This is a genomic window from Citrobacter sp. BDA59-3 (genome assembly GCF_015167655.1).
Classification (GTDB): domain Bacteria; phylum Pseudomonadota; class Gammaproteobacteria; order Enterobacterales; family Enterobacteriaceae; genus Phytobacter; species Phytobacter diazotrophicus.
In genome coordinates this window covers 2,109,578-2,134,130 of the sequence record NZ_CP063427.1, presented here as the reverse complement: position 1 = coordinate 2,134,130, position 24,553 = coordinate 2,109,578, and the positions used below count along the sequence as shown (strand labels likewise).

The following is a 24,553-nucleotide window of genomic DNA, read 5'->3' as shown; positions in this document are numbered from 1 at the left end:
CACACTAAGTAAAAATAGCGCTGTCTTTGACGTATCCTGTTATCAACGAGGCCCACTGCCAACATCAGTAGTAGTTCTGACTTTATCTCTGAATGACAACGGGGTATCGTTCATCATTTCCCGGAACTTAAGACAAAAGTAAGCACTGTCGGTAAAACCGGCACGTTGAGAAATATCACTGATCCGCAGCTCGGTATTAGCCAGTAAATTAATGGCGATGTTGAGCTTTCTCAGTAACATAAATTTTTTAAAGCTGATACCAAACGTGAGCTTAAATGTTTTGGAAAACCATGATTTCGACCAGCCACAGGTTTTCGCCGCCTCCTCTGTGGTTATCTCATAATTTTCAGTAGCATCAATGGATTTAAGTAATTTGATGAGTTCGCCCACATACACATTATTTTCTCTTTCTGTGATATGCACAGCCGCTCTTAGGTTTTTAAATGCATGGAGTAAGATACTGCGGATGAGTGAGCGGAAAAGTGTGTCAGTAAAATCGCTAAACTCGCCACACCAGTCAAATAACATCTCCAGTCGGTCAGCGTCTTCTGCGCCAAGAATGGCCATCGCCCCGCAGTGCAGCGCGTCGGATGCCAGCGCATATTCATCAAGCCACTCTTTTTCGAATTGCAGGAGATAACGAACATGATTCGCCTGTGCCGGAATGCTCATCTCATGGATCATCAATGCCGGAACAAAAATTAATGTATTGTTTTCTATTGCTAATTTTTCACTGCCGATGGTAAAACTGCCCGCCGATTGTCGAAACCACATCAGCTCATGCATCATATGATAATGCGGCACCACCTCTATACCCTGAAAGTCACTGATGGCATCGACCCGGAAGGTGAACAGATCCCCGGCGCGAACGGGTATTTTCTCGAAAACGGGAGATTCATCACTCATGCAGTACACTCTTCTTATATTTATCAGGATTGTTTATACATATCGGATACGGGCTTAGCAATAACTTACTTACGTCTATTTAAGCAAGTTCGTTACATTTTAATCCGATGGAGTCTGTATGAACAGTACGCTAATAAGTGTAAAAGAAAAAATAAGTTATGGACTGGGCGACACCGGTTGTAATTTAGTGTGGCAGACCGTAATGCTGTTTATGGCTTATTTTTATACTGATATTTTTGGCTTAAGTCCAGCACACATGGGCACTATGTTTCTGGCGGTCCGTTTTCTGGATGCGATAACCGATGTATTAATGGGAGCAGTGGCGGACAGAACAAAATCAAAATATGGTCAATTCCGTCCTTACTTATTATGGTTCGCCATACCTTTTGGAGTATTGTGCTGTTTGACGTTTTATACCCCAGACTTGTCATACGGTAGAAAACTGGCTTACGCGTATGTCTCGTATACTTTATTGTCGTTGGTTTATACCGCTATTAATGTGCCCTACTGCGCGATGATCAATAATATCTCCAATGATTCCAGGGAGCGCGTTTCATTACAGTCCTGGCGATTCGCTCTTAGTACCCTGGGAGGATTGATTGTTTCCCTGACGGCGCTACCATTGGTGGCCTGGCTCGGGAAAGGTAATCTGCAAAACGGCTATTTCTATACCATGATGGTGATGGGTTCACTAAGCATCATCCTCTTTTTTATCTGCTTTGGTCTGACAAAAGAGCGTTTTTCGACGGATGTTGAATTAACCAAAAAGAACAGTATCATCGATGACCTTAAAACACTGCTCGCCAATAAAGACTGGCGAATTCTGTTTGCGCTCAATGTGGTAAATCTGGTGGCAGTGCTGTTTAAGGGCGGCACAACACTCTATTTTGTGAACAGCATTATCAAGCGCCCAGATTTGGGCAGTCTGTTACTGACCGCTACACTGGCATCTGGCGTGTTGGGCGCGATGATTTCATCGACCGTGTTTAAAAACATCGATAAAGTAAAAGGGTTTAAAGTGGCCATGCTGCTCGAAGCCACGCTACTGCTGGGCATGTATTTTATTCCTGGCAGCAATGTTATCGCCATTTTCTCGCTAGTCATTATCATCAATATTATCCAACTCGCCGCAACCCCATTACAGTGGAGTATGCTGTCAGACATTATTGATGCTGAAGAACAAAAGAGCGGGAAGAAACTCAGCGGCATCGTGTTTTCCACCAATTTATTCGCCATCAAGTTAGGGATCGCCATCGGTGGCGCACTGGTGGGGTATATGCTCGCCTGGGGAGATTATGTCGGGGGGGCAACAACGCAAACCGCGTCGGCACTGGAAACCATTCGACTATTATTCACCGTGTTCCCGGCCGTTCTGGTCGCGATGCTGGTGCTGATAATGCGCAAATACAGCCTGAACGATAAAGCGCTGACGACCCTGGCGCAGAAAAAGTCAGCGGCCTGAATGTAGAACAGCGATCGGCTCCCCCGGTCGCCTGTTTTTGCGTACTGCTGATCAATAAACGCTCACGCCCGGCTTAGAGATCATGTTTCGTAGATAGCTGTTTTGTTGTGCGGCTATTTTTTCTGAACATCTTCGGCGTCACGCCAACAATCTTTTTAAACTGAAAGCAGTAATAGGCACTGTCGGTAAACTCACACTGGTAGGCAATATCGGTTACATTCAATTCAGTATTGATCAGCAAGTCGGCAGAACGGGCAATTTTCTTCCTGACCAGATACTCTTTAAAGCTAACCTGCATGATCTTTTTAAAGGTCCGCGAAAAATGGCTTGCCGACAAACCGACGAACTCTGCTGCTTCATTCAACGTAATATTAAAAGAAGTACGCGTCTCCATATCAATGATAAAATTGATGATATTTTCAAACGCGCTATTACCTTCCCCCTCAGGCGAGATTTGCTCTGCTTGCGCGACGTGGTGAAATACAGTGTTGAGCAGCAAAATCATCAGCGGATTAATCTCGTGCACAGAGTTCGCCATTTCATCTATTTCTGTAAACCACTTGAACAAAAATTGCAGTCTTTCTGCGTCCTGTTCATTGAGCTGCGTAACAATACCAGTATGAGGTTTCATCGCCGGAAAAGGATATTTTAACCTGCTTAGTACCGCATTATCATATTGCAACAAAAAACGTTCATGGTCGGCGGTAAAGGCCAGTTCCATATCATGCAACACCAGAGGGCTCACGTAGATTAAGGTATTATTTTTAAGATTGAATTTTTCACTGCCAATACTGTAACTTCCCTCAGCTTTATGAAACCACATAATCTCATGCTCAAGGTGCATGTGTGGGCGAATGTATACCCCTTTTTCCGGTACGCCTTCCCTGGCGCGCAACATGTAGTCAACGCCGACGGTTGTTTCGATTTTTTCAAAAAAGTGATCTGTGTTCCACATGGTGAGCATAAAAATTATATAAACCCCACTAAAAACTACATTATCGCGCAGCATGTGCGCAAAAAATTACATCAAAGAGTAGAGCAGATTTTTGATGATGTATAGCAAAATAATAGTGGGCATAAAAATACGATGACTGATTTAATCTATATATTTTCCCCCATGAAAAACTCAGTCTCATTAAGACGCCATGTAGATCGGCCAGAAAGATATTCTGATAATAGTGTTAGTTTTAATACTGAATAAAATATCCGACATTCTTTATTTAGATTTAAAAAATGATTACGCGTGTTTGATACCCATGATGGCGTATCGCCCGCACAACCAGAAATATCGCTGACGCCTCCCTGATACGACCGGGTGTTTATTCGCTTAAAAAGAGATACGGTTTTTCACTGTGTGGGTGCTGCTCCACCCGCACATCCGCCTGATACCATTTTTCGATGATCGATTTCTGAATAACCGTCTGCGGCGTGCCCTGCGCCACCAGTTTTCCCTGATGTAAGAGCAAAATCCGGTCTGCCCACAGCGCCGCCAGGTTCAGGTCGTGAAGCACCGTACAAACGTGCAGTTTTCCACGCCGGGTCAGGCTTTTCATCAGGCGCAGTAGCTGCTGCTGATGGTAGAGATCTAACGCTGAGGTAGGCTCATCAAGAAACAGCCAACCCTGCGGGCCATCATCCTGCCAGAGCTGCGCCAGACTGCGTGCCAGTTGAACGCGCTGCTGCTCGCCGCCGGAGAGCGTGCTATAGCGGCGACCCGCCAGTTCGCAACAACCGGTCAGCGCCATTACGCTGCGCACAATCTCACTTTCTTTGCCCGGTCCCCAGGGGGCGCGCCCCATGGCGATAATGCCCTCAACCGGCCAGTCAAACTGCATCCGGGTTTGTTGCAGCATCACCGCCCGGTGGCGGGAAAGCACCTCGGGCGGCCAGTCGTGTAGCGGGCGGCCATCCAGAGAGCACAGCCCCTCTTTGGCCTTTAAAAACCCGGTCATCAGGCGCAGCAGTGTCGATTTCCCCGCGCCATTAGGGCCAATCAGCGCCACCAGTTCCCCTGCTTCGAGGGTGACGGAGACATCATTAATCAACTGGCGCGCGCCCACCCAGAGGTTGAGGTGCTCAGCCGTTAAAGACTTAACCATGGGTCGCCCTCCCCTGACGGAAGATAAGCCACAGGAACCAGGGCGCGCCCAGTACACTGGTGAGCAGCCCCACCGGCATTTCCGCAGGCGCCACCACGGTGCGCGCAATCGTATCGGCAATCAGCAACAGTATCGCCCCGGCCAGCACCGAACCCGGCACCAGCGCCCGATGGTCCGCCCCCAGCCACAGGCGCATCAGGTGCGGCACCACCAGCCCAATAAAGCTGATAATGCCGCTGATGGCAACGCTGGCCGCCACCAGCAGTGCGCTGCACAGCAGCAACAACCGCTGCAGCATGGGCACATTCACGCCGAGGTAATGCGCTTCTTCATCGCCCAGTTGCAGCAGGTTGATCTGCCCGGCCACGCGCCAGACCACGACGGCAGAGGGCACCATCAGCGTAGTGGCGACGGCAAGCGTTGACCACTGCGCCTGCCCAAGCCCACCCATCCCCCACAAAGAGAGCTGGCGCAACTGGGCATCATTACTGATCCACGACAGCACACCCACCAGCGCGCCGCACAGGGCGTTAATGGCAATCCCTACCAGTAACAGTCGTGAGAGCGAACTGTCGCGGGTTTTGCTGAGGATGAAAATCACCATCATCACCCCGACGCTACCGAGAAACGCCGCCAGCATCGGGGCATACAGGGCCACCAGAGCAGGCACCGTCAATGGCAGTACCAGCCAGCAGGCTACCGCCAGCGCCGCACCACTGCTGACACCCAGCAGGCCTGGGTCCGCCAGTGGATTACGAAACAGCCCCTGCATCACGCAGCCGGAAAGCGCCAGCGATGCGCCTACAACCAGCGCCAGCAGCACGCGCGGCAAACGGATAGTCAGCCAAATCTGGCGCAACGCTTCATCACCGCTGTGCCAGAGGCTGGCAAGCGGGAGCTGCATCGCCCCCACCGTGCTGGCCATCAGCGTTAGCCCGGCCAGCAGCACCGTCAGCCCCCAGAGATAGCGGGTCACAGGGCGCATTACGGCAATTGCTCCGCTTTATCACGCAGCACTTTCAGCGCCTGTGGAGTGCGAACGCCAAAACCGAGCAGCGCGATATCGTCCACGATCAGCAGTTGCTTACTGCGCCCGGCAGGCGTTTGTGCAAGACCGGGCAGTTTCCACAGGTTCTCTTCGCCGCCCATGCTTTTGACGCCGTCGGCGGAAATCACCACCAGGTCCGGTTTGCTGGCAATCACCCCTTCTTGCGAGAGGTTGCGATAGTGGCTAAAGCCCTGCATCGCATTGATTAAACCCGCGGCGCGAATCGCCCCGTCGGCAGCGGTCTCCTGCCCTGCGACCATCGACCCCATCCCGCCGTGGTTGAGGATAAACAGTACGCGTTTGTTAAGCGGTTGCGTCGGCAACGCGGCGATTTCGGCATCCAGTTTTTTGCGCAGTTCGGTCCCTTGTGCGGTTTTCCCGATGGCGGCGGCGACAACGTCCACTTTCTTATCAATAGCCGCCACGTCATAACCGCCCGGAACGTTGACCAGCTTCACGTTGTTCTCTTCCACTTTTTTCAGCACCAGCGAGGGCTGCGCCTGGGCGCTTGCCAGTACAAGGGTCGGGCGCAGCGAGAGGATACCTTCGGCATTCAACTGGCGCACATAGCCCACGTCGGGAAGCTTTTGCACCTCGCCAGGCCAGGTGCTGGTGCTGTCGCGCGCGACCATCTGCGGCCCCGCCCCCAGCGCCCAGGCAATTTCGCTGACATCACCGCCAAGCGTGATAATCCGTTCGGCGGCGGCGCTGGCCATCAGCGGCAGTGCCGCCAGCAGCAGGACGAGTTTTTTCATGCCGCTTTTCCTTTCTCTGCCAGCGCGTCAATCTGTGAGCGCCACTGGCTCTGTTCCGGCTGGCCTTCGCTGCGCTGGCCGTACAACTGGGCGATCTGCGTGCCATCGGCGGCAAACAGCTCAAGACTGGTGACATGCCCGTCGGCGGTCGGCTTGCGGGTGATCCAACTTTCGGCAATGGTCTCCTCGCGCAGATGCAGGGTGAAGGCCGGGTTGAAGATGTTGAGCCAGCCTTTCATCGGCGTCACCTTTTCCAGCGCGCCGGTAAAGATCTGCACACAGCCACGGTTGCCCACGAAAATCATGATTTCGTTGCCCTCCCGCAGCACGGTATTGAGCAGTTGCGACAGCGCATCGTTACCCACCCGCATAGCGAGATCATCCCTGACCAGCCGAAAGGCCTGCTGGCGGGAAATATTGTGTTGTTTCAACAGGCCAAAGAACTGATGCACATCGGTCATTGCGCGCCAGGCTTTGTCCAGCGCCGCACCGTCGGCATCCTGCGCGTAGTCAGGTGCGTCGATGGGTTGCAGCGTTAACGGCTGTGCTTGCGGGGCGCTAAAGCGGGCAACCACCTCACCCCACGCAGCGCGATCGGTCTGTTCCGTGGCGTACACCTTGAGCACCGCGTCCCCCTGATGATCAAAGAACTGTATGCTCTGGCGTTCGCCGTGCGCACTTGCTTCACGCACAAAAAAGGCGCTGGCCCACTGGCTGATAAACAGACGCAAATCCAGCGCCCGTGGGTTCAGTACCAGACCGGCACGCTCACTGATGTGCAGGTTGGTAAAACTGCCCAGATGTTCATGAACCGCATAGTCATTGCGACAAATGCACTTCGTTTCCCCTACCAACTCGAGTGCGCTCAGGATCTCGCGTGCGTCATTGATCAGCGCGATGGCGTCATGTCCTGTACGGGCGTGCGTGAGTTCCGCTTCGCTTACCCCCAGTTCGCTGGCAACGTCGCGCGCGTATTTGCCCGGCGTCGCGGTTTTGATCTCCTGATACTGCTGCCAGAGTACGGCGTAATCTTGCGATGAATGGGTCATGGGTGTGCTTCCTTTATGAGATTAAACCTCCGGCGCACAGGCCGGAGGGCAGGTTAAGTGGAACAAAAATCAGAAATCGACGTTCACGCCCAGTTGCCATGTACGGCCAGGCATGACGGCCAGCGCTTTGTCGTAAGCATCCTGATTGGTGGTCTCCTCCTGGGTACGGCTGTTCAGGTAATCCCAGTATTTGCGATCGGTGATGTTATAAACGCCGCCGTGCAGTTTGACGTTCTTCGCCACCTGCCAGTATGCGGTCCAGTCCAGCAGGCCGTAGCCCGGCACGCGCATGTATTCGGCGCTGGATTCGCCAAGGGACGAACCGGTATTGCTGTAGGATTCACGGGTGGTCGCAGTGGCCTGCTTGCCTTTGACGAAGGTGGCGGTCAGTGCGGTGCCATACCGTTTTGCCGGGTCATCCCAGGCCACGCCTGCAATGGCTTTCATCGGCGCGACGCTATCAAGGTCGATGTATTTGTCGCCCATATAGCTCGATTTCGACTGGCCCTGCGTATAGCCGTACGCCAGGGTCGCGCTCAGGCCATTAACCTCTTCAAACCAGGTGCCAAAGTTAAATTTAGTGCTGATTTCACCACCATAGATAAAGGCTTTATCACGGTTTTCCGCCTGATAAGTGGTGTAGATGTTGGACGGCACGCGGGTGAACTTGTCCGGGTTGCCGGTACGGGTGTAACGCGTATAGGCGATAAAGTTCTTATAACTGTTGTAGAACAGCGCGGTGCGCAGGGTAATGCCTTCCGTCACCTCGCCTTTCATCCCCCATTCGAGATTATCGCTGGTTTCGGTTTTAAGGTCGGTATTACCCACCAGCGCATACTGCCCGCGCCCTGCATAGTTTGAGCCCAGATTCCAGGAGCCGTACAACTGGCTGGCGTTGGGGAATTCCGCCCCGCGTTTGTATTGCAGGTAGGTCATCAGGCGCGGCGTCAGATCGTACTGGAAGGTCAGCGACGGCAGCCACTGGGTGTCTGAGTTTTTGCCATACAGCGTGGAGACGTCAGAGGCATCCAGCACAGTGCTGTTACTGGTCAGACTGGCGAGGTTGTCCGGCTTCATCGACTGATGCACAACACGCACGCCGGGGATAATCGCAAAGTTACGATCGGCAAGGTCGAAATTAATCTGATCCTGGGCGAACGCCCCCAGCGTGTAGCCACGACTATCGGCTTCCGGCTGCATAATTTCGCTAAACACACTCGGTATTGGCGACTGGCTGAACGGACGCTGTGTTTTGGTGGTGCTGGCGTTGAAACCGGCGCTTAAATCGTGGCGCCCGAGGGTTTTCGTCAGCGCGTTGGTGATGCCCCAGGTATCGGTATCGTAGTTCGAATTTACCGTCTCCATCGACAGCGTGGTGCTGTCCGGCATGTATGTCCAGTCGTGGGCTTCCGTATGCTGGTAGTAAACTTTGGTGGACATGCTGTCCAGCCAGGCATTCACTGGCGTCCAGTCATCTTTCAGGCTGACACCCCAGCGACGCGTCTGGCTGGTCTGGTTGGCGTTGCCGATAATGGAACTGCCTGCGCTGTTCCACGCATCGTAATGGGTGTGGTTGGTCTTGTGGTAGTAATCCAGCGTACCGGTAAATTTATGCACATCGTTCGGCTGCCAGATACCGGAAGCCAGCATCGCATCGGAGTGCCAGTTGGCCGGGTAGGCGTCAATTGTGCCGCTGTTATTACGGGTCTGCTGACCGTCACGACGGCTGTAAACAAAGATACCGCGCAGGGTTTCATCGCCGCCCGCCGCCGTCAGGCCGTTGTGCCAGCTACGATCCGCTGAATCATAATCCGACTGGTAACCAAAGTAGGTCTGCTTACCCGCGTGCAGGTAATTGTCTGCCGATTTCGGCTGGAACGAGACGTTGCCGCCGATAGAGGTATTGGCGGTTTCGGTGGAGGTGGCGCCAGACTGAATATCAATCCCACCGTACATATAGGGGTCGATATAATCGCGACCAATACCAAAGGTATTCAGGCCGGAGCGGCTGACATAACTACGTCCGGTGGCATCGGGTTGCGCAATACCGTCAACGTCGATACCGACACGGTTACTTTCCAGGCCGCGAATGTTGTATCCGGTATAGCCACCACGGTCAAAGCCGCTTTTGCCATTGCCGGAACCCCCGCTTGCGCCGGTGGCGCTAATAAGCGGCTCGTAGCGCATGATTGAGCCAAAGTCGTTGGCGCCTTTGTTTTGCAGATCCTCTGCATTTACCGTATGGCTGCTGCCCGCTTTCAGTATCGGTGCTGGTGCAGTAACAACCATCTCCTCGGCATTGTCCTGCCGGGTATCGGTTGCGGTGGTCTGTTTTACATGAGCATCAGCCGCCACGGCGGAGGTCTGATACAGTGCTGCGAGCAGTGAAGTCACCAGGACGCTCTTGCGAAACGGTGTCCGGGAAAGTTGCGATGTACCCATAATGTTGCAAGCCTTAGAATTTATTAGTATCAGGCCCACCGTTGCTTCCAGTCTTTTCATTGAGCGGGTGCTGTCAGCACAAGACACACTGCACCGCTCTTTATCTTGATCAGAATCATAATGATAACTATTATCAGTTGCAACAACTTCACAATTTCTTCACGCTTTGCGCATTCTTTTGTCTACACTAAGCCAACGTTTACACTTGCTGGTTAACATAATTATGCAAAACAAACCCGCCATCACCTTACAGTACTGCTCCCAGTGCAACTGGATGCTGCGCGCCAGTTGGATGGCGCAGGAGCTGCTTCACAGCTTTAGTGCCGACTTAGCTTCCGTCACCCTGGTACCGGGTACGGGCGGTATTTTTGTCATTGATATCGACGGAAAGGTTATCTGGGACCGTAAAGTGGATGGCGGTTTTCCGGATGCCGCAGAGCTAAAACGCCGCGTGCGAGATTACTGCTTCCCGGAAAAAGATCTCGGGCATCTGGAAAAGAAAAGCGACTAGCCAACATAAAATGTGCGAGCAGTTTATATTTGTTGCTCGCGCATAATCGAATACTTGTCAGACAAACAGCGCCCCGCCACCTTAATATCCCTGGTCATCATTGCTATTTCACTTTCCAAAACTACCGCTGCCAATAATTCTGCACAGAGTAAATATTTATTTACCGACTTTAATACAACGTCTTGATTCAAAATAAATTATTCTATTTAAGTGATCCGCTTCATATTGTTTAGCGTTCTCTATTAAGCCATTTCCGATGCCCGATATGATGCGAAAAATAAACCCAATGGAGATCACAATGAATAAAGATGAATCAATCAAGGATATTGGCTTATTTACCGACGCAGATACCGAGTGCATGAAATCATTTTCACACCTTGCAGAAATGATCGCAGGCCTGATAGGGCCACACTGCGAAGTGGTGCTGCATTCATTTGAAGATCACAACGCGTCGGTGAATAAAATTATTAATGGCCACCACACTGGCAGAACGATCGGCTCGCCCATTACCGATATGGGACTTAAAACGCTGCAATTGTTTAACAAGACCGGCATCAATAATACGCTGAGCTATTTTACGCGAAATAAAAAAGGCGAGTTGTTTAAATCAGCGACGTCGGTGCTCTTTGGCGAAGAAGGCAAAGCGATTGGGTTATTTTGCGTCAATATCAATCTCTCTGTTCCCTTTCACCAGATGCTCGAAACCCTGATCCCTGACGGAGAGGAACCCATGCCTTTTACCGAACATTTCGGTACCAGCCCGCATGAGGTTGTGATGGAAGCGGCAGACAACGTTATCGCCAGCGTACAAAGAGACGTCATGATAACCAGCAAATTCAAAAACAAAGCGGTGGTTAACCAACTGTATAATAACGGCATTTTTGAGCTAAAAGACGCGGTGAAGATTGTCGCCGCCCGTCTTGGCATCACCCGCTACGCCATCTACAAATATCTGCGTGAACGTAAGTCCCGCCAGGCTTAATGCCTTTCTTTGCGCGGCCATCATGGCTGCGCCCCGCTCATTTTTCCCTTCACTCCCGCTGCCAGTACCCGTGTACTTTGTGAACGCAAAACCAGGCACCCCATGCTTTACGATTCATTTAATTAACTGAAAAATAATGCTTTTACATCACAACACACTCTACCCGTAAAGTAATATTGACGATAATAAGTGGTCTTTATGAAATGAATGAAAGCGAAAACGGGATTTATTTCTCAATTTCGCTTCGCTGGTTCACATTTCAAAACAGCGACAAAAAAACGTCGTTCACCGAATGTTCCAGAATAAACGGGTTTATTGTGCTCTTTTTTATGTCATCATGACTTATCACTCACGCAATTAATTGAAAATACAATATATTTTATTGTCACCGTGAACTTTATCACCCGTTTTACATTATTTAAAAAAGCGCCAAAATCGAATTACCCCCTCACTATTCCCTTTGCCATCCCTTTATCGCATGATGCGTTTGCCAAATGATTCCCGAAAAGGGAAAAGGACAATAAGACGCCTCCAGAATTAACTGGAGGAATTCGATTCGCTATAACTTTTTAAATTACAGAACTCACTGGAGATATAAAATGATCTATCCGGCAGAACCATTCCGTATTAAAAGTGTTGAAACCGTCTCAATGATTCCCCGTGACGAGCGTCTTAAAAAAATGGAAGAAGCAGGACTGAATACCTTCTTATTGAATTCCAAAGATGTGTATATCGATCTGCTGACGGATAGCGGCACCAACGCCATGAGCGACAAACAGTGGGCGGGCATGATGATGGGTGATGAAGCCTACGCTGGCAGCGTCAACTTCTATCACCTGGAAGCCACCGTACGTGAGTTGTTCGGCTTTAAACATATTGTGCCAACCCACCAGGGACGTGGCGCGGAAAACCTGTTATCACAACTGGCGATAAAACCGGGACAGTATGTGGCGGGCAATATGTACTTCACCACTACCCGTTATCATCAGGAAAAAAATGGCGCCTCCTTTGTTGATATCGTGCGTGATGAAGCGCATGACGCCACGCTGAACGTTCCCTTTAAAGGCAATATCGACCTGAATAAACTGCAAAAATTGATCGATGAAAAAGGGGCCAAAAATATTGCCTATATCTGCCTGGCGGTGACCGTTAACCTGGCAGGCGGGCAGCCGGTTTCAATGGAAAACATGCGTGCGGTGCGTGAGCTCACCAGCGCACATAGCATCAAGGTTTATTACGATGCGACGCGCTGCGTGGAGAATGCTTATTACATCAAAGAGCAGGAAAAAGGCTTTGAGAATAAAAGTATTAAAGAGATCGTGCATGAGATGTTCAGCTATGCCGATGGCTGCACCATGAGCGGTAAAAAAGACTGTCTGGTGAATATCGGCGGTTTCCTGTGCATGAACGATGACGACCTGTTCTCTCAGGCGCGTGAGCTGGTGGTGGTTTACGAGGGGATGCCCTCTTATGGCGGCCTGGCGGGACGCGACATGGAAGCCATGGCGATTGGCCTGCGCGAAGCCATGCAGTTTGAATACATCGAACACCGTATTAAGCAGGTACGCTATCTCGGTGACAAACTGAAAGCGGCGGGCGTGCCGATTGTTGAACCCGTTGGCGGCCACGCGGTATTCCTGGATGCCCGCCGTTTCTGTCCGCATCTGAGCCAGGAACAGTTCCCGGCGCAGAGCCTGGCGGCCAGTATTTACGTGGAAACCGGGGTGCGCAGCATGGAGCGCGGTATTATCTCCGCCGGGCGTAATAAAGAGACTGGCGAGCACCATAAACCGAAACTGGAAACGGTACGCCTGACCATTCCGCGCCGCGTATACACCTATGCGCATATGGATGTCGTCGCCGATGGGATTATTCAGTTATATAAACACAAAGAGGATATTCGCGGGTTACGGTTCACTTACGAACCCAAACAGTTGCGTTTCTTTACCGCACGCTTTGAATACATTTAATGTGTTTTCCTGCCCCATGACCTGTTGGGGCAGTTTTGTTTCTCGCCGATAAAAAATGATGTTCAAACTTATATAACGCTACCCTGACTATTCGCGTTGCTGCCAACGCGTGTGCAACCTGAATAACGACGGGTAGGATACTTATTCAGGAATATCTATTATGGCCCTCTCTTTATCTGAACCGATTCGTGACGCCGGGCTGACCAGCGGCGCCATGCTTGTTATTGCCACCGTGGTGGGTGGCGGTATGTTTTCACTGCCTATCGCGATGGCGGGCGTCTGGTTTCCGGGCGCCACCCTGATCCTTATCGCTATTTCACTGATGATGCTGATGACCGGATTAATGCTGGTTGAGGTGAATCTGCATTTTGATGTCGGTGCCAGCTTTAATACTTTTACTCTGGAACTGCTCGGCAAACGCTGGAATTTCGTGGTTGGCCTCGCCTTCGGTTTTGTTTTATATATTCTCACCTACGCCTATATTTCTGGTTCATCGGCGGTATTATCGAACACCATCGCCAAATATAGCGGGATGCACTTACCTTCCCCTGTGTCGATTATTCTGGTTAGTGTGATTGTCAGCCTGATTGCCTGGTACAGCTCGCTGCTGGTTGGCCGCATCACCACCGTTCTGATCTTCGGTAAATTTATCGCTTTTTTCGCCACTTTTTCCGGCATGATCGGCACGATTAACGTCGATAATCTGTTCGACACCGCCAGCGTCGCCTTGCCGCAAACCCGCTATTTGCCCTATGTGTTAATGACACTGCCGTTTTGTATTATCTCTTTCGGTTTTCATGGCAATGTGCCAAGTCTGGTGAAGCTCTACGGTAAAGAGAATATTCACCACATTAAAAATTCCATCATCGTCGGAACGTTATTTGCGCTGATTCTCTATATCTTCTGGCTGGCGGTAACCATGGGCAATATCAGTCGTGCCGACTTCTCGCCGATCATCGCCAAAGGCGGCAATATTGATGTGTTTGTTGAAGCGATTGGCGGGATTTTTACCAGTCGCTATATGGAATTGATTTTGACCTTCTTCGGTAACTTTGCCGTTGCCAGTTCGCTACTGGCTGCCACGCTCGGTCTGTTTGATTACATCGCCGACCTGTTCCATTTTGCCAATAACGGCATCGGGCGCTGCAAAACGGCCATTGTGACCTACCTGCCCCCGGCGGCGGTGTGCCTGTTCTTCCCCAACGGCTTTGTCCACGCCATCGGCTATGCCGGGCTGGCGTTTACCATCTGGAGCGTGATCCTACCTCCTTTCCTGGTCAAAAGCGCCCGCCAGCGCTTCTCCACAGCCGCTTACCGTGCGCCCTGCAATAATGCCGTGCTCAACACCGTTATCGTCTGCGGCGGGATCGTCTATTTAACCGTTATTCTGGAAGTTTTTGGCCTGCTTCCCGTTTTTCACTGATGGACGGTAGCATGGAGGATAGCGATGTTTCTGACACTGCTCCAGTATCAGCAGCCGCTGTTTTGCCGGTTTACGTTGCTGCGTGTTGTGGTGACACTTTTACGCAGCGTGGGGCTACGTAGAAAAACACGCTGCCAGTGAGCAGGGCCTGCATTGCAGGCCCCGGTGGTAAAACGCTTTGCTGTGCTCGAATCCCCGCTTAACCCGGCTCGACGGTTTGGCGGGGATTACGCCTGGCTCCTGGCTGCGGTGCTGGCGCGAACAATGTTGCGTCCGGAACGCTTAGCCTCGTAGAGTGCGTCATCCGCCGCCTGAATCAAGCTGCCATAGTCTGTATGCACGCGTTGGTTGAGGCTGGCAACACCTACGCTGACGCTCACGACGTCGCCCGGCGAACCAGAATGCGGCAGCCCCAGCGCCTGAACACTCGCACGTAATCTTTCCGCCACGACGACGGCATCAGCCGAGCGCGTTTCCGGCAATAGCGCACAAAACTCTTCCCCGCCGTAACGAAAAAGCATGTCATAGGGGCGCAACAGTGAACCTCGCATGGCCGCCGCGATCTGTTGCAGGCACAGATCGCCCTGCTGGTGACCGTAGCGATCGTTGTAGCGCTTGAAGTAATCCACATCAATCAACAACAGCGCCAGTGGTTTGTTATTACGCTTACTGGCACGCCACTCTTTCTCAATACACAGATCGAAATAGCGACGGTTGCCCACCGCCGTCAGTCCGTCGGATAACGATTGTGAGAGCAGCACATGTGCCTGTTCGCGTAACAGCGACTCCCGGCGAACGGCCATGCTGACATCGACAATCTGAATGAGGCAGTAACGCTCCACATCGCCCAGCGGGACGATAGTGATCGCCTGGCTTAAACGCTCACCGGGCTGTGCGGGTTCCGCAAACAGCGGGAACGGAGAGCGATGCAGCGATTGCGACAACAGAGCCGGTAAGTTGTGGCATATCGCTTGTTTAACCGCTACGCCAACCCGGTGGTTACGCAAATCCGGAAAAACCGCGAAAAAATCCTGACCTTTGGCTGCGCTTGCCGCACGACCTGTATGTGCTTCTAACCACGCGTTCCACAACGTAATCTTGTAGTTCGCATCAACAACAATCACGCCCAGACTCAGGGCGGAAAATGCATCCAGTAGCAGCTTGTCATTCATGGTTATCAGAGCCCGTCGGAAGCAAAACCAGATTCAACGCGTTCAATATAGAGGCTGATTTGTTCGCGCAAATCACGCAACGCCGACATGTCCAGGATAAAAGCCAGATACCCTTCAATTTCCTGACGTTCCAGCGAAAAATCAATGCGCAACATCAGCACCGATGGGTCGCTGGGGTCGTGCGACGGGTTCAGGATCTGCTCACTGGTCCCCACACGAAACACGGGCAATGAACCCTGTAACTCTTTTTGAAACATATTCGCCAGCGTGCCCACGCAGGCATTGAGCACAATGTTGCCGATTTCGCTCATCGCTTCGCGCTCCATCTCACCCAGTTCATGGGCAGGGATGAGATCCCCTACCATCATGCGGACGATTTCAAAGCTGGCGGTCTCCGGAAACATCAGAATAGCTTCGGTGGCGTAAGCCCCTTTGTATTGCTGGCTGATGCCACACAATGAGAGACCGGCCCCGAGCTCATCGGCCGCTTCCGAACGGGTGGTAATGCGCACCGACGGGACAGACATGCGAACTTCTTCATTAACGATGTCACTCATCGCGGCAGCCGCGTGACCCACACCGATATTGAAGATCTCCATCAGGCTGTCTGCTTCGATTTCGCTCATATCCGTCAAATCGATCATTAGTTCGACTCCAGGTTTTGCAGCATGGCGCGAATTTGCGGTTCTTTAATCGGTTTGGATAAAAAGCCCAGACCAAGCTGGTCGGCCTGCGCCTGCACGGAGTTCTGCACGTTAGCCGTCAGCAGTACGATGTGCATATCCGGGTGCGTCTCACGCAGGATAGCCGCCGCCGCAAGACCGCCCATTCCTGGCATATTGACATCCAACAGGATCAGATACGGTTTTTTGATGGCCGCCATCTCAATAGCCTGCTCGCCCGTCATCGCCTCTTCAATCTGCCACTCAGGGTGCTGGCTGAGCACATACTGCTTTGAGATCATGCGTGACAACCGGCTGTCATCCACGATGAGAATATGTCTGGACATAATTTTACTTTCTCTTTTATTTATTCAACTGGCATAAAAATCACCCGACTAGCTGTGTCGGTCTTTGCACGCAGTACCGCTCATTCTCACCCTGATTGCGCAATATTTCCGTTAGGTAACTCTATTCATCGGCAACAATGACGAATTAATTAGTGCCAGATTGTAAGAAGTTGCATATCGCGTGCAGCTTAGTCTGCTAATTGATGTTTTATTCGCCACAACGCCATTCTAGTGCGAAAACAGGCGGGCAATGCGCAGAAAAAAGAGGCATATGTGCAAGGCGGCCATACATTACGCAGGGCACCTCGCCGTTAAAAAGAGAAAAGCGGAGCATGGTTGCTCCGCTTTTCCCCGATGTTGACGCAATAAACTCGGTATTAGTAGAAGCCCATCGCCTTACCGCTGTAGCTCACCAGCAAGTTTTTAATCTGTTGATAGTGGCTCAGCGCGAGTTTATGGGTCTCACGCCCTACGCCGGAGTTTTTATAGCCACCAAATGCCGCATGGGCCGGATAGAGATGGTAGCAGTTGGTCCACACACGACCGGCTTTAATGTTGCGCCCCATGCGCCATGCCCGATTGATATCCAGCGTCCACAGCCCGGCCCCCAGTCCATATTCCGTGTCGTTCGCGATACGCAGCGCTTCCGCTTCATCTTTAAAGGTGGTGATCCCGATAACCGGCCCGAAGATCTCCTCCTGGAAGCAGCGCATATGGTTCTCGCCTTTGATCAATGTCGGCTGAATATAGAAGCCATTTTGCAGATGGTTATCGTGTGCAACGTGCGCGCCGCCGGTGATGATTTCGCCCCCTTCTTCTCTGGCGATATTGATATAAGAGAGGATCTTGTCGTACTGCTCGCGGGAGGCCTGCGCGCCGATCATGGTGTCGGTGTCAAAGGGGTCGCCTTTGCGGATGTTTTCCATACGCGCCACGACTTTTTCAACAAACTGCGGGTAGATAGATTCTTGTACCAGCACGCGTGACGGACAGGTACAGACTTCACCCTGGTTAAAGAAGCCCAGCACCACCCCTTCGATGGCTTTATCGATATACTCTTCGTCGCCATTGAGCACATCTTCAAAGTAGATGTTCGGCGATTTACCGCCCAGTTCGACGGTGCTCGGAATGATGTTGTCTGCGGCACAAGAGAGGATGTGGCGGCCAATAGGCGTTGATCCGGTAAAGGCGATTTTTTCGATACGCTTGCTGCGCGCCAGCGGTTCACCCGCTTCGGTACCGTAGCCGTGCACCACGTTCAGCACCCCTTTCGGCAGCAAATCACCAATTAACTCCATCAGCACGCAAATGCCGAGCGGGGTCTGTTCTGCCGGTTTCAGTACGATACAGTTACCTGCCGCCAGCGCCGGCGCCAGTTTCCAGGCGGCCATCAATAGTGGAAAGTTCCACGGAATAATCTGACCGACCACTCCCAGCGGTTCATAAATGTGGTAGGCGACGGTATTGCTGTCAATTTCTGCTGCCGTCCCTTCCTGTGCGCGGATACAGCCCGCAAAGTAGCGGAAGTGATCCACCGCCAGCGGCAAGTCGGCATTCAGGGTTTCGCGGATCGGTTTACCGTTATCCCAGGTTTCCGTCAGCGCCAGCAGCTCCAGATTCTGCTCAATGCGATCGGCGATCGCCAGCAGCACGTTGGAACGATCCTGCGCGCTGGTTTTGCCCCACGCGTCTGCGGCGGCATGGGCGGCGTCGAGCGCCTTTTCAATGTCTGCGGCACCTGAACGCGGGAACTCAGCAATCACTTCCCCGGTTACCGGCGTGGTGTTGGTAAACCAGCGCCCTTCTACAGGATCGACAAATTCACCGCCAATGTAGTTGCCATAACGTTTTTTAAAGGAGACTTTAGCGCCAGTCTGGCCAGGGTGAATGTATTTCATAAGATGTTCCTCTATTTTTATGGGTACAGGTGAGGCGTCGCGCCCTGTGCGGACATCCCTTCATAAGCAGCTCTTATGCCAAAACCTGCGCCGAACAGAGAAAATCTTTTATCTTTTTCTAAAACAGCATGTTACGGAATTAAAATTTTTATCATTGCTGTCTGGCTGGCGAAAAAAATCGCTCCGCCCTTCGCGAACTGTGTCGTCCATCGCTACACGCGGGACACTTTTATGCTACACAATTGTAACATCTCAGTTCTCCGGAGTGTGCCATGCCGCATCGCGTACCGTCTTTTACTCTCGCCCCGCAGACCACCGGGCTTCCCTGCCAACTGGAAGACTCCTGGCAGCGTAGCCTCAATTACGGGCTTCACCGCGACGACGACACCCAGCCGTGGGTGGCCAGGTCGATGCTGAAAGACGCGCGGGCGGAAAATGCCTGGATAAGCCAGTTAGTTGCGCCGCTTCTTGCCAGGCTGCAACCGGAATTGTCCAGCCATCCGTCTATTATGGTGATGTCGGATGCCACCGGCCTGGTACTGGAAACCCACGGCAATGCCGATTTCCTGCATAAAGCGCAGCGTTATGCGCTGGCGCCGGGCAATTTGTGGGGTGAACATGCACGGGGAACCAACGCCATTGGCACCGCGCTGGCTATGCAGCGCCACTGCGAGGTCTCCGGCGGTGAACACTACCTTAACCGCAATGCCGGGCTGTTCTGTTCCGCTTCACCGGTGTTCCGCCCGGACGGCACCGTGGCCGGCGTACTGGACATCTCCACCCCGGCGCAACTGCCGAAACACGATGCGGCCGCCCTGATTCGCCGGGCAGTCTGCCAGATTGAGCATGCGTGGGCCGCCAGCGCCGTCAGTGCCGATCGCTGGTTGCTGAGTCTGCACAGTGACGCCAGCGTGCTGGGAAGCGCTCAGGAGCTGCTGCTGATTTTTGAGCAGAACACGTTGCTGGGAGCAAACAAGCTGGCGATAGACGAGTTCTGTCTCACACCGGGACACTTTGGTGCGACAGCAATCGAGACACTGTTTCCCGGCATCACTCTTAATGCGGGTGAAACCACCCTGGAAGCCAGCAATCGTCAGCGTTATTACGCCCGCCAGACCACACCCACGCGCCGCTATATGGGTCGTGGCGTCGCCCGCACGCCGGTTACGGTTGACCCGGAAAAAGAGAAAGCGCTGCGGATTATCAATGCCGGGATTGCCCTGTGTATCACCGGCGAGACAGGAAGCGGTAAAGAGCATTGCGCCCGCGAGTTACACAGCCGCAGCCAGTGGCGGGAGGGTAATTTTGTCGCCATTAACTGCGCGGCCCTGCCCGAGAATCTGATTGAATCGGAGCTGTTTGGCTATGCCCCTGGCGCATTTACCGGGGCCAACCCGAAAGGTTATAGCGGGAAATTCCGCGAAGCCCACGGCGGCGTTCTGTTTCTTGATGAAATTGGCGATATGCCACCGGGTCTGCAAACCCGATTACTTCGGGTATTGCAGGAGAAAAAAGTGACGCCGCTCGGCTCAAATACCGCCTACAGCGTCAATTTTGCGCTGATCTGCGCCACCCATCAGGATCTCGCCGCGCAGGTGGCCGCAGGGGCATTTCGTGAAGACCTGCTGTACCGCATTCAGGAGTTTCATCTGCGCATCCCGCCGCTGCGCGAATGGCCCGACACTCGCCAGTTTATCCAAAAATTGTGGCAAGAGCTGGGCGCCAGCGCGCGTGATATTACCCTTAGCGAAGAGGCTATCCACGCCCTTGCCGCCCGCCCCTGGCCGGGCAATGTGCGTCAGTTGTTAAGCCAGTTGCGGGTATTACTGGCGCTGGCGGATGACCATTCGGTGGTCCGGCTGGCGGATCTGCCCGGCGATCCCACTCCCGCCCCGGCGCCCGTTATGCTGTCTGCCCCTGCCGATGAGCAAATCGCCATCCGTGAGGCCCAGGGCAATATGAGCCTGGCGGCAAAAAAACTGGGAATTTCACGCAGTACGCTTTACCGGCGACTGGAAAAACGCCAGAGCGTCGGCAGCGTCTGAATTGCGCTTACAGGGGTGTTTCCCTTGCTCAGAACAGAGATTAGCTTTCTCTGTCAGTTGGGTTATTAGAGAGGATGAATCGGTGAGCCCTGAGGTGAAGTGATACCTCAGGGCTCACCGTTGTGCTTAGCGTAGCGGTATCCGGTGGTGATAAACGAAAATCGTCATATCGGCGTAGAGCAGCGTCTCGTCAGGTTTGCCCAACTGCGCTCTCACCGCCTCCAGGCGCGGATGGGGCGCCGTTTCCGTTTCGACTGCGGGGATCGCCACAAACTGGCGCTCCGGCGAGGTTTGCACGTAAGCATCGGTCAACCACGATCTCAGCGTCTGGGGGCGCGTGTTGTCAAACTGAATATGGAAATCGGTTAGATCAAACATTACCGGGGAAATATGGATTTCACCAAACGATAGCCAGTTAACGTTGTTAGATAATTTCCAGTAATCCCCGTAACCGAAAGTCAGATTATTCTTTTTCAGGAAGGAGATGTAGTCGTACGTCTGGTTTTCCTGGTCGTACAACGGCTTAGTAGTAACCTGATAAGAATAGGAATGCCGTAACAGTCACGGCATTGTAACTGTAGTAATTTATATCTGCCTGGTTAGCGGTATTATTTCTATATCAAATACAGTAATTAATACAATAGCAATGATATTCAATAAAAAAACCATCAAAGCACCCCATAAATAACAGATTTACAATAACATACGAAAAATTCCCACATCGTACGGGATAGTTAACAGGAGAAGCAACCTTCCTCTGATATTCACATATTGGTCAGAACATTGTCGACAAGCTCAAAGCCGGAAACCCCCATCGTTGTGTAATTAGGGTATTCAGCAACAGACAACCTCCTGATTTCCTCCTCACCATCATATAAACCACCAGCATAATTAAATATTTTTAATTGTTTTTTGTCCTCTGTGAGATCAGCGTGACCGATAATTTTCCAAAGGCCTTTAGTAATATTTTGATTACCAGTAAAAATAACTTTCATCCCTTTGCCAAACTTTTCAAAAGATAATGGTGTTAGTGCACCGCTATCTTTAAATTCGTCGGTATTCTGTATTGATAAAATGCAGAACCCTATCGCTTGTTTAAACTTTTGCTTTGGAGCAAAGACAATCTGACAAAGCGCATATTTGCCATTACTAATAGGAATGACAAATATGTCGCCTTCTTTATATTTTACTGTCATAAACCATTACCTTTCAGAATTGATAACGCATCTTTAGATACTTTCCACCCCAATCACTGCTATGACCCGCAATATCATATACACTAGCATTTGGGTTATTAGGGCTACATGATCAAATTTTATTGAAGAGGTTTATTAAGGAATTCGTTAATTTAGCTCTACCATTAAGATCCATAATCCTTTGTTATAACTATTTAGCTTCCGCTTTGTTACATCACCACGTCCTACATAGATAATATTCTTTCCATCCTGTAGCATATACAACCCTTGTCCATTTATAGGATCATAATGTTTGCCTGTACCTCCAGCCTGGTTGGTTAAACCAGGGTATTGCTGGCCCAGCATCAGCATGGATAGGGACGAGAACCTCATTGACTTTATATGGTTTATTCAGCGTATCCAATGGTAATGTACGCCTCTCAAAATACAAGAACTGTGCGAGCAGCTTTATCAGGCTAAACAGGTGGTTAAGGGAATTAAGAACGTAATTGTTTAGTGGATTAAACCAAATCCAGGTAATTAAAGAACCGGGAAGGTTTTATAATCACTTTGGTTACTTATGGCATCAGTTTTTTAATATCTTCAATAGTCAAACTAAAACTACCCATAGTATTTTCACTTAATCCCAAACAAAATTCATTATCTATTTTCTTCAACCAATAATAAAACTCAATAAATATACCCTCATATTCCTCTGTCAAATCCATAAAACCAGAATCAGTATATGACAACTCTAATGAGCTTATTATGGATTTAAAAACATCTTTGTTTTCTGCTAAGTCACCAGATTCAACGGTCATTAAAAAACTAATTATCAATAGCTCATCCGATATATCCATTACTGTAGGAAGGGATGAGACTTTATCCTTTATTTCTTGTAATTTCATATTAATATCTCAATAAGATGAACCATCAAGAGGAATATGGGCGCCATTAGGATCTGATTTAAACGTTCCCCATGTACCATCAGTTCTAAAGACCTCTCCAGTCGAAGTGTTTTTCATACTTACCGTTGGGCCATTTGCAGCATTGGAGTTAGGGAATTTGGCTGCCGCTAATGGATTAGCGCCACGACCATGTAAGGTATAACTACCTGCATCATTTTAAAATCCACCACTAGCGAATTTTACTGGATCATGTCCCCATGTATTAGAGATAATGCCTTGACTTGCCCAGGCATAAATATCGGATTTATTAATTCTACCATTATTTACTAATTCAGAAGGATCAGTTGGTCGTTTAGTAAAACGTCCAGTCTCATTATTTCGCCAACGATTTGATTTACTGTCAAAAGAACAACTTAATCCCCACGGATCAATCCAGCTCAACGCATTCGGCTGACAATGGAACCAGAAAATACCCGGATCCTCTAACATTTACCCAACCATTTTTATAGATACAAAAAATGGATACTTTTCATTGACTAATTATTTTTCGATCGCATAGCCTAATAATATTATTTTAAACTTGGATGGTTGGCTTTCACCTGCCGCGACAATAATATTTACAGCACAACCATCAACGTTATCACTATATACATACACATCTAAGTTCATATATTTATATAAAGGCATGTTATCATTTTCATAAATAATTGTTTTAACACCGCTAATTTCATCGGAAATTTGTTTTTGGAAGACTGAATCAAATTCCCATATAGGACTCGCCATTATATTATTAAATATAATATGTTTACCAATTTTGGGAATGATTACTTCCATGTTAAATTTATAAAATCCATCCTCCGCTCCATCATATAAATTTTTCTTTGGTTTAAAATTATAAAACTCCCTAGTTATTTCAACCTCATATCTCTCTTATCTTACCTTCTGCATGAAGCTGACTAATAGATTTAGAAAGCTCGAACAGTGTTCCCTTACCTGGTTGGTTAAACCAGGGTATTGCTGGCCCAGCATCAGCATGGATAGGGGCGAGAACTTCATAGACTTTACATAGTTTATTCAGCGTATCCAATGGTAATGTACGCCTCTCAAAATACAAGAACTGCGCGAGCAGCTTTATCAGGCTAAACAGGTGATTAAAGGAATGAACGAAGTTCTGGTTTAGTAGTGTGCTGAATAAGATTAAGTGTTGTGGCCGAAAGTTTTTCTCGGCCATATTAATTATTTCATCAAATCCAAATTCGTTGGGTTATTTACGTTAACTTTTATTTTTACGTTAGCAGTTGATCCTGCCAATATAGTATCATATTCATACTCATAAATATTAAAAAATGGATTTGATGTTTCTGAATAAATAACCCATTTCAATACCTTATTTTTGTCTAAACATGCAATAAATCCCTCTGAGCCGTAGCTACCCTCACCAACACAGCAGTAACAACCATTAGATAATTTGATATTCATTATCGTATCAATGGATGTAACTTCATCTTTGTTTTTATTATAAAAATCAACAAAGTCAAACGATTCACCTTTCTCTACTCTTGGAGTAGGGTAGTATGCAATTTTATAAGAAAAAGCTCTTCCATCGGGAACAGTTCTTTCCCCTGCGCCAATCGTACCGTCAGTTTTCACCATAACATGCTAAAAAGGCCTGCATCCTACAGACACGCTACCGCCACAC

Annotated in this window: 25 protein-coding genes; 6 read left to right on the top strand and 19 right to left on the bottom strand. The window is 50.2% G+C overall.

The features are described from left to right. Positions 1 to 42: 42 nt before the first annotated feature. Positions 43 to 906: an AraC family transcriptional regulator gene (locus IP582_RS10090; RefSeq protein ID WP_193795828.1), complete on the bottom strand. Its 864-nt coding sequence runs from the start codon at positions 904 to 906 to the stop codon at positions 43 to 45. A gap of 118 nt (positions 907 to 1,024) precedes the next feature. Between IP582_RS10090 and IP582_RS10085 the strand changes: the two genes are divergently transcribed. Beyond that, the gene (locus tag IP582_RS10085; RefSeq protein WP_193795827.1) at positions 1,025 to 2,368 is read left to right on the top strand and encodes a glycoside-pentoside-hexuronide (GPH):cation symporter; all 1,344 of its coding nucleotides are present in this window, start codon (positions 1,025 to 1,027) and stop codon (positions 2,366 to 2,368) included. A gap of 73 nt (positions 2,369 to 2,441) precedes the next feature. Here IP582_RS10085 and IP582_RS10080 read toward each other — a convergent pair whose 3' ends face one another. From IP582_RS10080 to IP582_RS10055, 6 genes are all read right to left on the bottom strand, one after another. Next, the gene (locus IP582_RS10080; protein ID WP_228007962.1) at positions 2,442 to 3,332 is read right to left on the bottom strand and encodes an AraC family transcriptional regulator; all 891 of its coding nucleotides are present in this window, start codon (positions 3,330 to 3,332) and stop codon (positions 2,442 to 2,444) included. Positions 3,333 to 3,687: 355 nt separating this feature from the next. Further along, on the bottom strand, positions 3,688 to 4,467 hold the full coding sequence (locus tag IP582_RS10075; RefSeq protein WP_193795826.1) for a heme ABC transporter ATP-binding protein: 780 nt from the start codon (positions 4,465 to 4,467) through the stop codon (positions 3,688 to 3,690). Continuing rightward, on the bottom strand, positions 4,460 to 5,452 hold the full coding sequence (locus IP582_RS10070) for an iron ABC transporter permease (protein WP_193795825.1): 993 nt from the start codon (positions 5,450 to 5,452) through the stop codon (positions 4,460 to 4,462). Before IP582_RS10070 ends, IP582_RS10075 begins: the two co-directional genes overlap by 8 nt. Continuing rightward, entirely contained in the window at positions 5,452 to 6,270 is an 819-nt protein-coding gene (locus IP582_RS10065) for a hemin ABC transporter substrate-binding protein (protein WP_193795824.1), read from the bottom strand. The genes IP582_RS10070 and IP582_RS10065 overlap by 1 nt, the downstream gene beginning before the upstream one ends. Continuing rightward, on the bottom strand, positions 6,267 to 7,319 hold the full coding sequence (locus IP582_RS10060; RefSeq protein ID WP_193795823.1) for a hemin-degrading factor: 1,053 nt from the start codon (positions 7,317 to 7,319) through the stop codon (positions 6,267 to 6,269). The genes IP582_RS10065 and IP582_RS10060 overlap by 4 nt, the downstream gene beginning before the upstream one ends. Before the next feature lie 69 nt (positions 7,320 to 7,388). Continuing rightward, positions 7,389 to 9,761 (bottom strand): TonB-dependent receptor domain-containing protein, encoded by a 2,373-nt coding sequence (locus IP582_RS10055; RefSeq protein ID WP_193795822.1) that lies wholly within the window; start codon positions 9,759 to 9,761, stop codon positions 7,389 to 7,391. A 223-nt stretch (positions 9,762 to 9,984) separates the two neighbouring features. Between IP582_RS10055 and IP582_RS10050 the strand changes: the two genes are divergently transcribed. The 4 genes from IP582_RS10050 (at position 9,985) to IP582_RS10035 (ending at position 14,647) form a co-directional block, all read left to right on the top strand. Then, a complete protein-coding gene (locus IP582_RS10050) occupies positions 9,985 to 10,272 on the top strand; it encodes a SelT/SelW/SelH family protein (RefSeq protein ID WP_039079459.1) in 288 nt (95 codons plus the stop codon). 298 nt (positions 10,273 to 10,570) lie between these two features. Beyond that, the gene (locus tag IP582_RS10045) at positions 10,571 to 11,254 is read left to right on the top strand and encodes a transcriptional regulator (protein WP_193795821.1); all 684 of its coding nucleotides are present in this window, start codon (positions 10,571 to 10,573) and stop codon (positions 11,252 to 11,254) included. Between the two features lie 599 nt (positions 11,255 to 11,853). After that, on the top strand, positions 11,854 to 13,224 hold the full coding sequence (locus IP582_RS10040; RefSeq protein ID WP_193795820.1) for a tyrosine phenol-lyase: 1,371 nt from the start codon (positions 11,854 to 11,856) through the stop codon (positions 13,222 to 13,224). Between the two features lie 160 nt (positions 13,225 to 13,384). Then, positions 13,385 to 14,647 (top strand): aromatic amino acid transporter, encoded by a 1,263-nt coding sequence (locus IP582_RS10035; protein ID WP_193795819.1) that lies wholly within the window; start codon positions 13,385 to 13,387, stop codon positions 14,645 to 14,647. Between the two features lie 227 nt (positions 14,648 to 14,874). Here IP582_RS10035 and IP582_RS10030 read toward each other — a convergent pair whose 3' ends face one another. The 4 genes from IP582_RS10030 to IP582_RS10015 all read right to left on the bottom strand — a co-directional run bounded on the left by IP582_RS10030 (position 14,875) and on the right by IP582_RS10015 (position 18,726). Continuing rightward, positions 14,875 to 15,819 (bottom strand): diguanylate cyclase, encoded by a 945-nt coding sequence (locus IP582_RS10030; RefSeq protein WP_193795818.1) that lies wholly within the window; start codon positions 15,817 to 15,819, stop codon positions 14,875 to 14,877. A 5-nt stretch (positions 15,820 to 15,824) separates the two neighbouring features. Then, entirely contained in the window at positions 15,825 to 16,463 is a 639-nt protein-coding gene (locus IP582_RS10025; RefSeq protein ID WP_039079419.1) for a chemotaxis protein CheC, read from the bottom strand. Then, positions 16,463 to 16,828: a response regulator gene (locus tag IP582_RS10020; protein ID WP_223878705.1), complete on the bottom strand. Its 366-nt coding sequence runs from the start codon at positions 16,826 to 16,828 to the stop codon at positions 16,463 to 16,465. The genes IP582_RS10025 and IP582_RS10020 overlap by 1 nt, the downstream gene beginning before the upstream one ends. 377 nt (positions 16,829 to 17,205) lie before the next feature. Next, positions 17,206 to 18,726, bottom strand: coding sequence for an aldehyde dehydrogenase family protein (locus IP582_RS10015; RefSeq protein WP_039079421.1), 1,521 nt, complete (start codon positions 18,724 to 18,726; stop codon positions 17,206 to 17,208). 272 nt (positions 18,727 to 18,998) lie between these two features. On the opposite strand from IP582_RS10015, the gene IP582_RS10010 reads away from it, so the two are divergent. Beyond that, complete coding sequence (locus IP582_RS10010) at positions 18,999 to 20,771, top strand: sigma-54-dependent Fis family transcriptional regulator (RefSeq protein WP_193795817.1); 1,773 nt, start codon at positions 18,999 to 19,001, stop codon at positions 20,769 to 20,771. Positions 20,772 to 20,897: 126 nt separating this feature from the next. Here IP582_RS10010 and IP582_RS10005 read toward each other — a convergent pair whose 3' ends face one another. From IP582_RS10005 to IP582_RS09970, 8 genes are all read right to left on the bottom strand, one after another. Next, positions 20,898 to 21,290 (bottom strand): hypothetical protein, encoded by a 393-nt coding sequence (locus tag IP582_RS10005; protein WP_193795816.1) that lies wholly within the window; start codon positions 21,288 to 21,290, stop codon positions 20,898 to 20,900. A 245-nt stretch (positions 21,291 to 21,535) separates the two neighbouring features. Continuing rightward, positions 21,536 to 21,967, bottom strand: coding sequence for an immunity 26/phosphotriesterase HocA family protein (locus tag IP582_RS10000; protein ID WP_193795815.1), 432 nt, complete (start codon positions 21,965 to 21,967; stop codon positions 21,536 to 21,538). 283 nt (positions 21,968 to 22,250) lie between these two features. Next, positions 22,251 to 22,370, bottom strand: coding sequence for a glycohydrolase toxin TNT-related protein (locus IP582_RS25550; RefSeq protein WP_193795814.1), 120 nt, complete (start codon positions 22,368 to 22,370; stop codon positions 22,251 to 22,253). Positions 22,371 to 22,524: 154 nt separating this feature from the next. Further along, the gene (locus tag IP582_RS09990; RefSeq protein WP_193795813.1) at positions 22,525 to 22,854 is read right to left on the bottom strand and encodes a hypothetical protein; all 330 of its coding nucleotides are present in this window, start codon (positions 22,852 to 22,854) and stop codon (positions 22,525 to 22,527) included. Positions 22,855 to 23,070: 216 nt separating this feature from the next. Next, positions 23,071 to 23,343 carry a hypothetical protein gene (locus IP582_RS09985; RefSeq protein WP_193795812.1) on the bottom strand — a complete coding sequence of 91 codons (273 nt, stop codon included), beginning with the start codon at positions 23,341 to 23,343 and terminating at the stop codon, positions 23,071 to 23,073. 51 nt (positions 23,344 to 23,394) lie between these two features. Next, positions 23,395 to 23,688, bottom strand: a complete 294-nt coding sequence (locus tag IP582_RS09980) for a hypothetical protein (protein ID WP_193795811.1) — start codon at positions 23,686 to 23,688, stop codon at positions 23,395 to 23,397. 85 nt (positions 23,689 to 23,773) lie between these two features. Next, positions 23,774 to 24,085: a TNT domain-containing protein gene (locus tag IP582_RS25545; protein WP_193795810.1), complete on the bottom strand. Its 312-nt coding sequence runs from the start codon at positions 24,083 to 24,085 to the stop codon at positions 23,774 to 23,776. Positions 24,086 to 24,090: 5 nt separating this feature from the next. After that, positions 24,091 to 24,507 (bottom strand): hypothetical protein, encoded by a 417-nt coding sequence (locus tag IP582_RS09970; protein WP_193795809.1) that lies wholly within the window; start codon positions 24,505 to 24,507, stop codon positions 24,091 to 24,093. Between the last annotated feature and the right edge of the window lie 46 nt (positions 24,508 to 24,553).

Excerpts from the sequence above, each read along its gene's own strand:
- IP582_RS25545 (WP_193795810.1), bottom strand. The coding sequence starts at position 24,085 with ATGGCCGAGAAAAACTTTCGGCCACAACACTTAATCTTATTCAGCACA.
- IP582_RS10025 (WP_039079419.1), bottom strand. The coding sequence starts at position 16,463 with ATGATCGATTTGACGGATATGAGCGAAATCGAAGCAGACAGCCTGATG.
- IP582_RS10030 (WP_193795818.1), bottom strand. The coding sequence starts at position 15,819 with ATGAATGACAAGCTGCTACTGGATGCATTTTCCGCCCTGAGTCTGGGC.
- IP582_RS10010 (WP_193795817.1), top strand. The coding sequence starts at position 18,999 with ATGCCGCATCGCGTACCGTCTTTTACTCTCGCCCCGCAGACCACCGGG.
- IP582_RS10070 (WP_193795825.1), bottom strand. The coding sequence starts at position 5,452 with ATGCGCCCTGTGACCCGCTATCTCTGGGGGCTGACGGTGCTGCTGGCC.
- IP582_RS10015 (WP_039079421.1), bottom strand. The coding sequence starts at position 18,726 with ATGAAATACATTCACCCTGGCCAGACTGGCGCTAAAGTCTCCTTTAAA.
- IP582_RS09985 (WP_193795812.1), bottom strand. The coding sequence starts at position 23,343 with ATGTTAGAGGATCCGGGTATTTTCTGGTTCCATTGTCAGCCGAATGCG.
- IP582_RS10085 (WP_193795827.1), top strand. The coding sequence starts at position 1,025 with ATGAACAGTACGCTAATAAGTGTAAAAGAAAAAATAAGTTATGGACTG.
- IP582_RS10090 (WP_193795828.1), bottom strand. The coding sequence starts at position 906 with ATGAGTGATGAATCTCCCGTTTTCGAGAAAATACCCGTTCGCGCCGGG.
- IP582_RS10035 (WP_193795819.1), top strand. The coding sequence starts at position 13,385 with ATGGCCCTCTCTTTATCTGAACCGATTCGTGACGCCGGGCTGACCAGC.
- IP582_RS10080 (WP_228007962.1), bottom strand. The coding sequence starts at position 3,332 with ATGCTCACCATGTGGAACACAGATCACTTTTTTGAAAAAATCGAAACA.
- IP582_RS09980 (WP_193795811.1), bottom strand. The coding sequence starts at position 23,688 with ATGGAAGTAATCATTCCCAAAATTGGTAAACATATTATATTTAATAAT.
- IP582_RS10020 (WP_223878705.1), bottom strand. The coding sequence starts at position 16,828 with ATGTCCAGACATATTCTCATCGTGGATGACAGCCGGTTGTCACGCATG.
- IP582_RS10060 (WP_193795823.1), bottom strand. The coding sequence starts at position 7,319 with ATGACCCATTCATCGCAAGATTACGCCGTACTCTGGCAGCAGTATCAG.
- IP582_RS10075 (WP_193795826.1), bottom strand. The coding sequence starts at position 4,467 with ATGGTTAAGTCTTTAACGGCTGAGCACCTCAACCTCTGGGTGGGCGCG.
- IP582_RS10040 (WP_193795820.1), top strand. The coding sequence starts at position 11,854 with ATGATCTATCCGGCAGAACCATTCCGTATTAAAAGTGTTGAAACCGTC.
- IP582_RS09970 (WP_193795809.1), bottom strand. The coding sequence starts at position 24,507 with ATGGTGAAAACTGACGGTACGATTGGCGCAGGGGAAAGAACTGTTCCC.
- IP582_RS10065 (WP_193795824.1), bottom strand. The coding sequence starts at position 6,270 with ATGAAAAAACTCGTCCTGCTGCTGGCGGCACTGCCGCTGATGGCCAGC.
- IP582_RS10055 (WP_193795822.1), bottom strand. The coding sequence starts at position 9,761 with ATGGGTACATCGCAACTTTCCCGGACACCGTTTCGCAAGAGCGTCCTG.
- IP582_RS10000 (WP_193795815.1), bottom strand. The coding sequence starts at position 21,967 with ATGACAGTAAAATATAAAGAAGGCGACATATTTGTCATTCCTATTAGT.
- IP582_RS10045 (WP_193795821.1), top strand. The coding sequence starts at position 10,571 with ATGAATAAAGATGAATCAATCAAGGATATTGGCTTATTTACCGACGCA.
- IP582_RS10050 (WP_039079459.1), top strand. The coding sequence starts at position 9,985 with ATGCAAAACAAACCCGCCATCACCTTACAGTACTGCTCCCAGTGCAAC.
- IP582_RS09990 (WP_193795813.1), bottom strand. The coding sequence starts at position 22,854 with ATGAAATTACAAGAAATAAAGGATAAAGTCTCATCCCTTCCTACAGTA.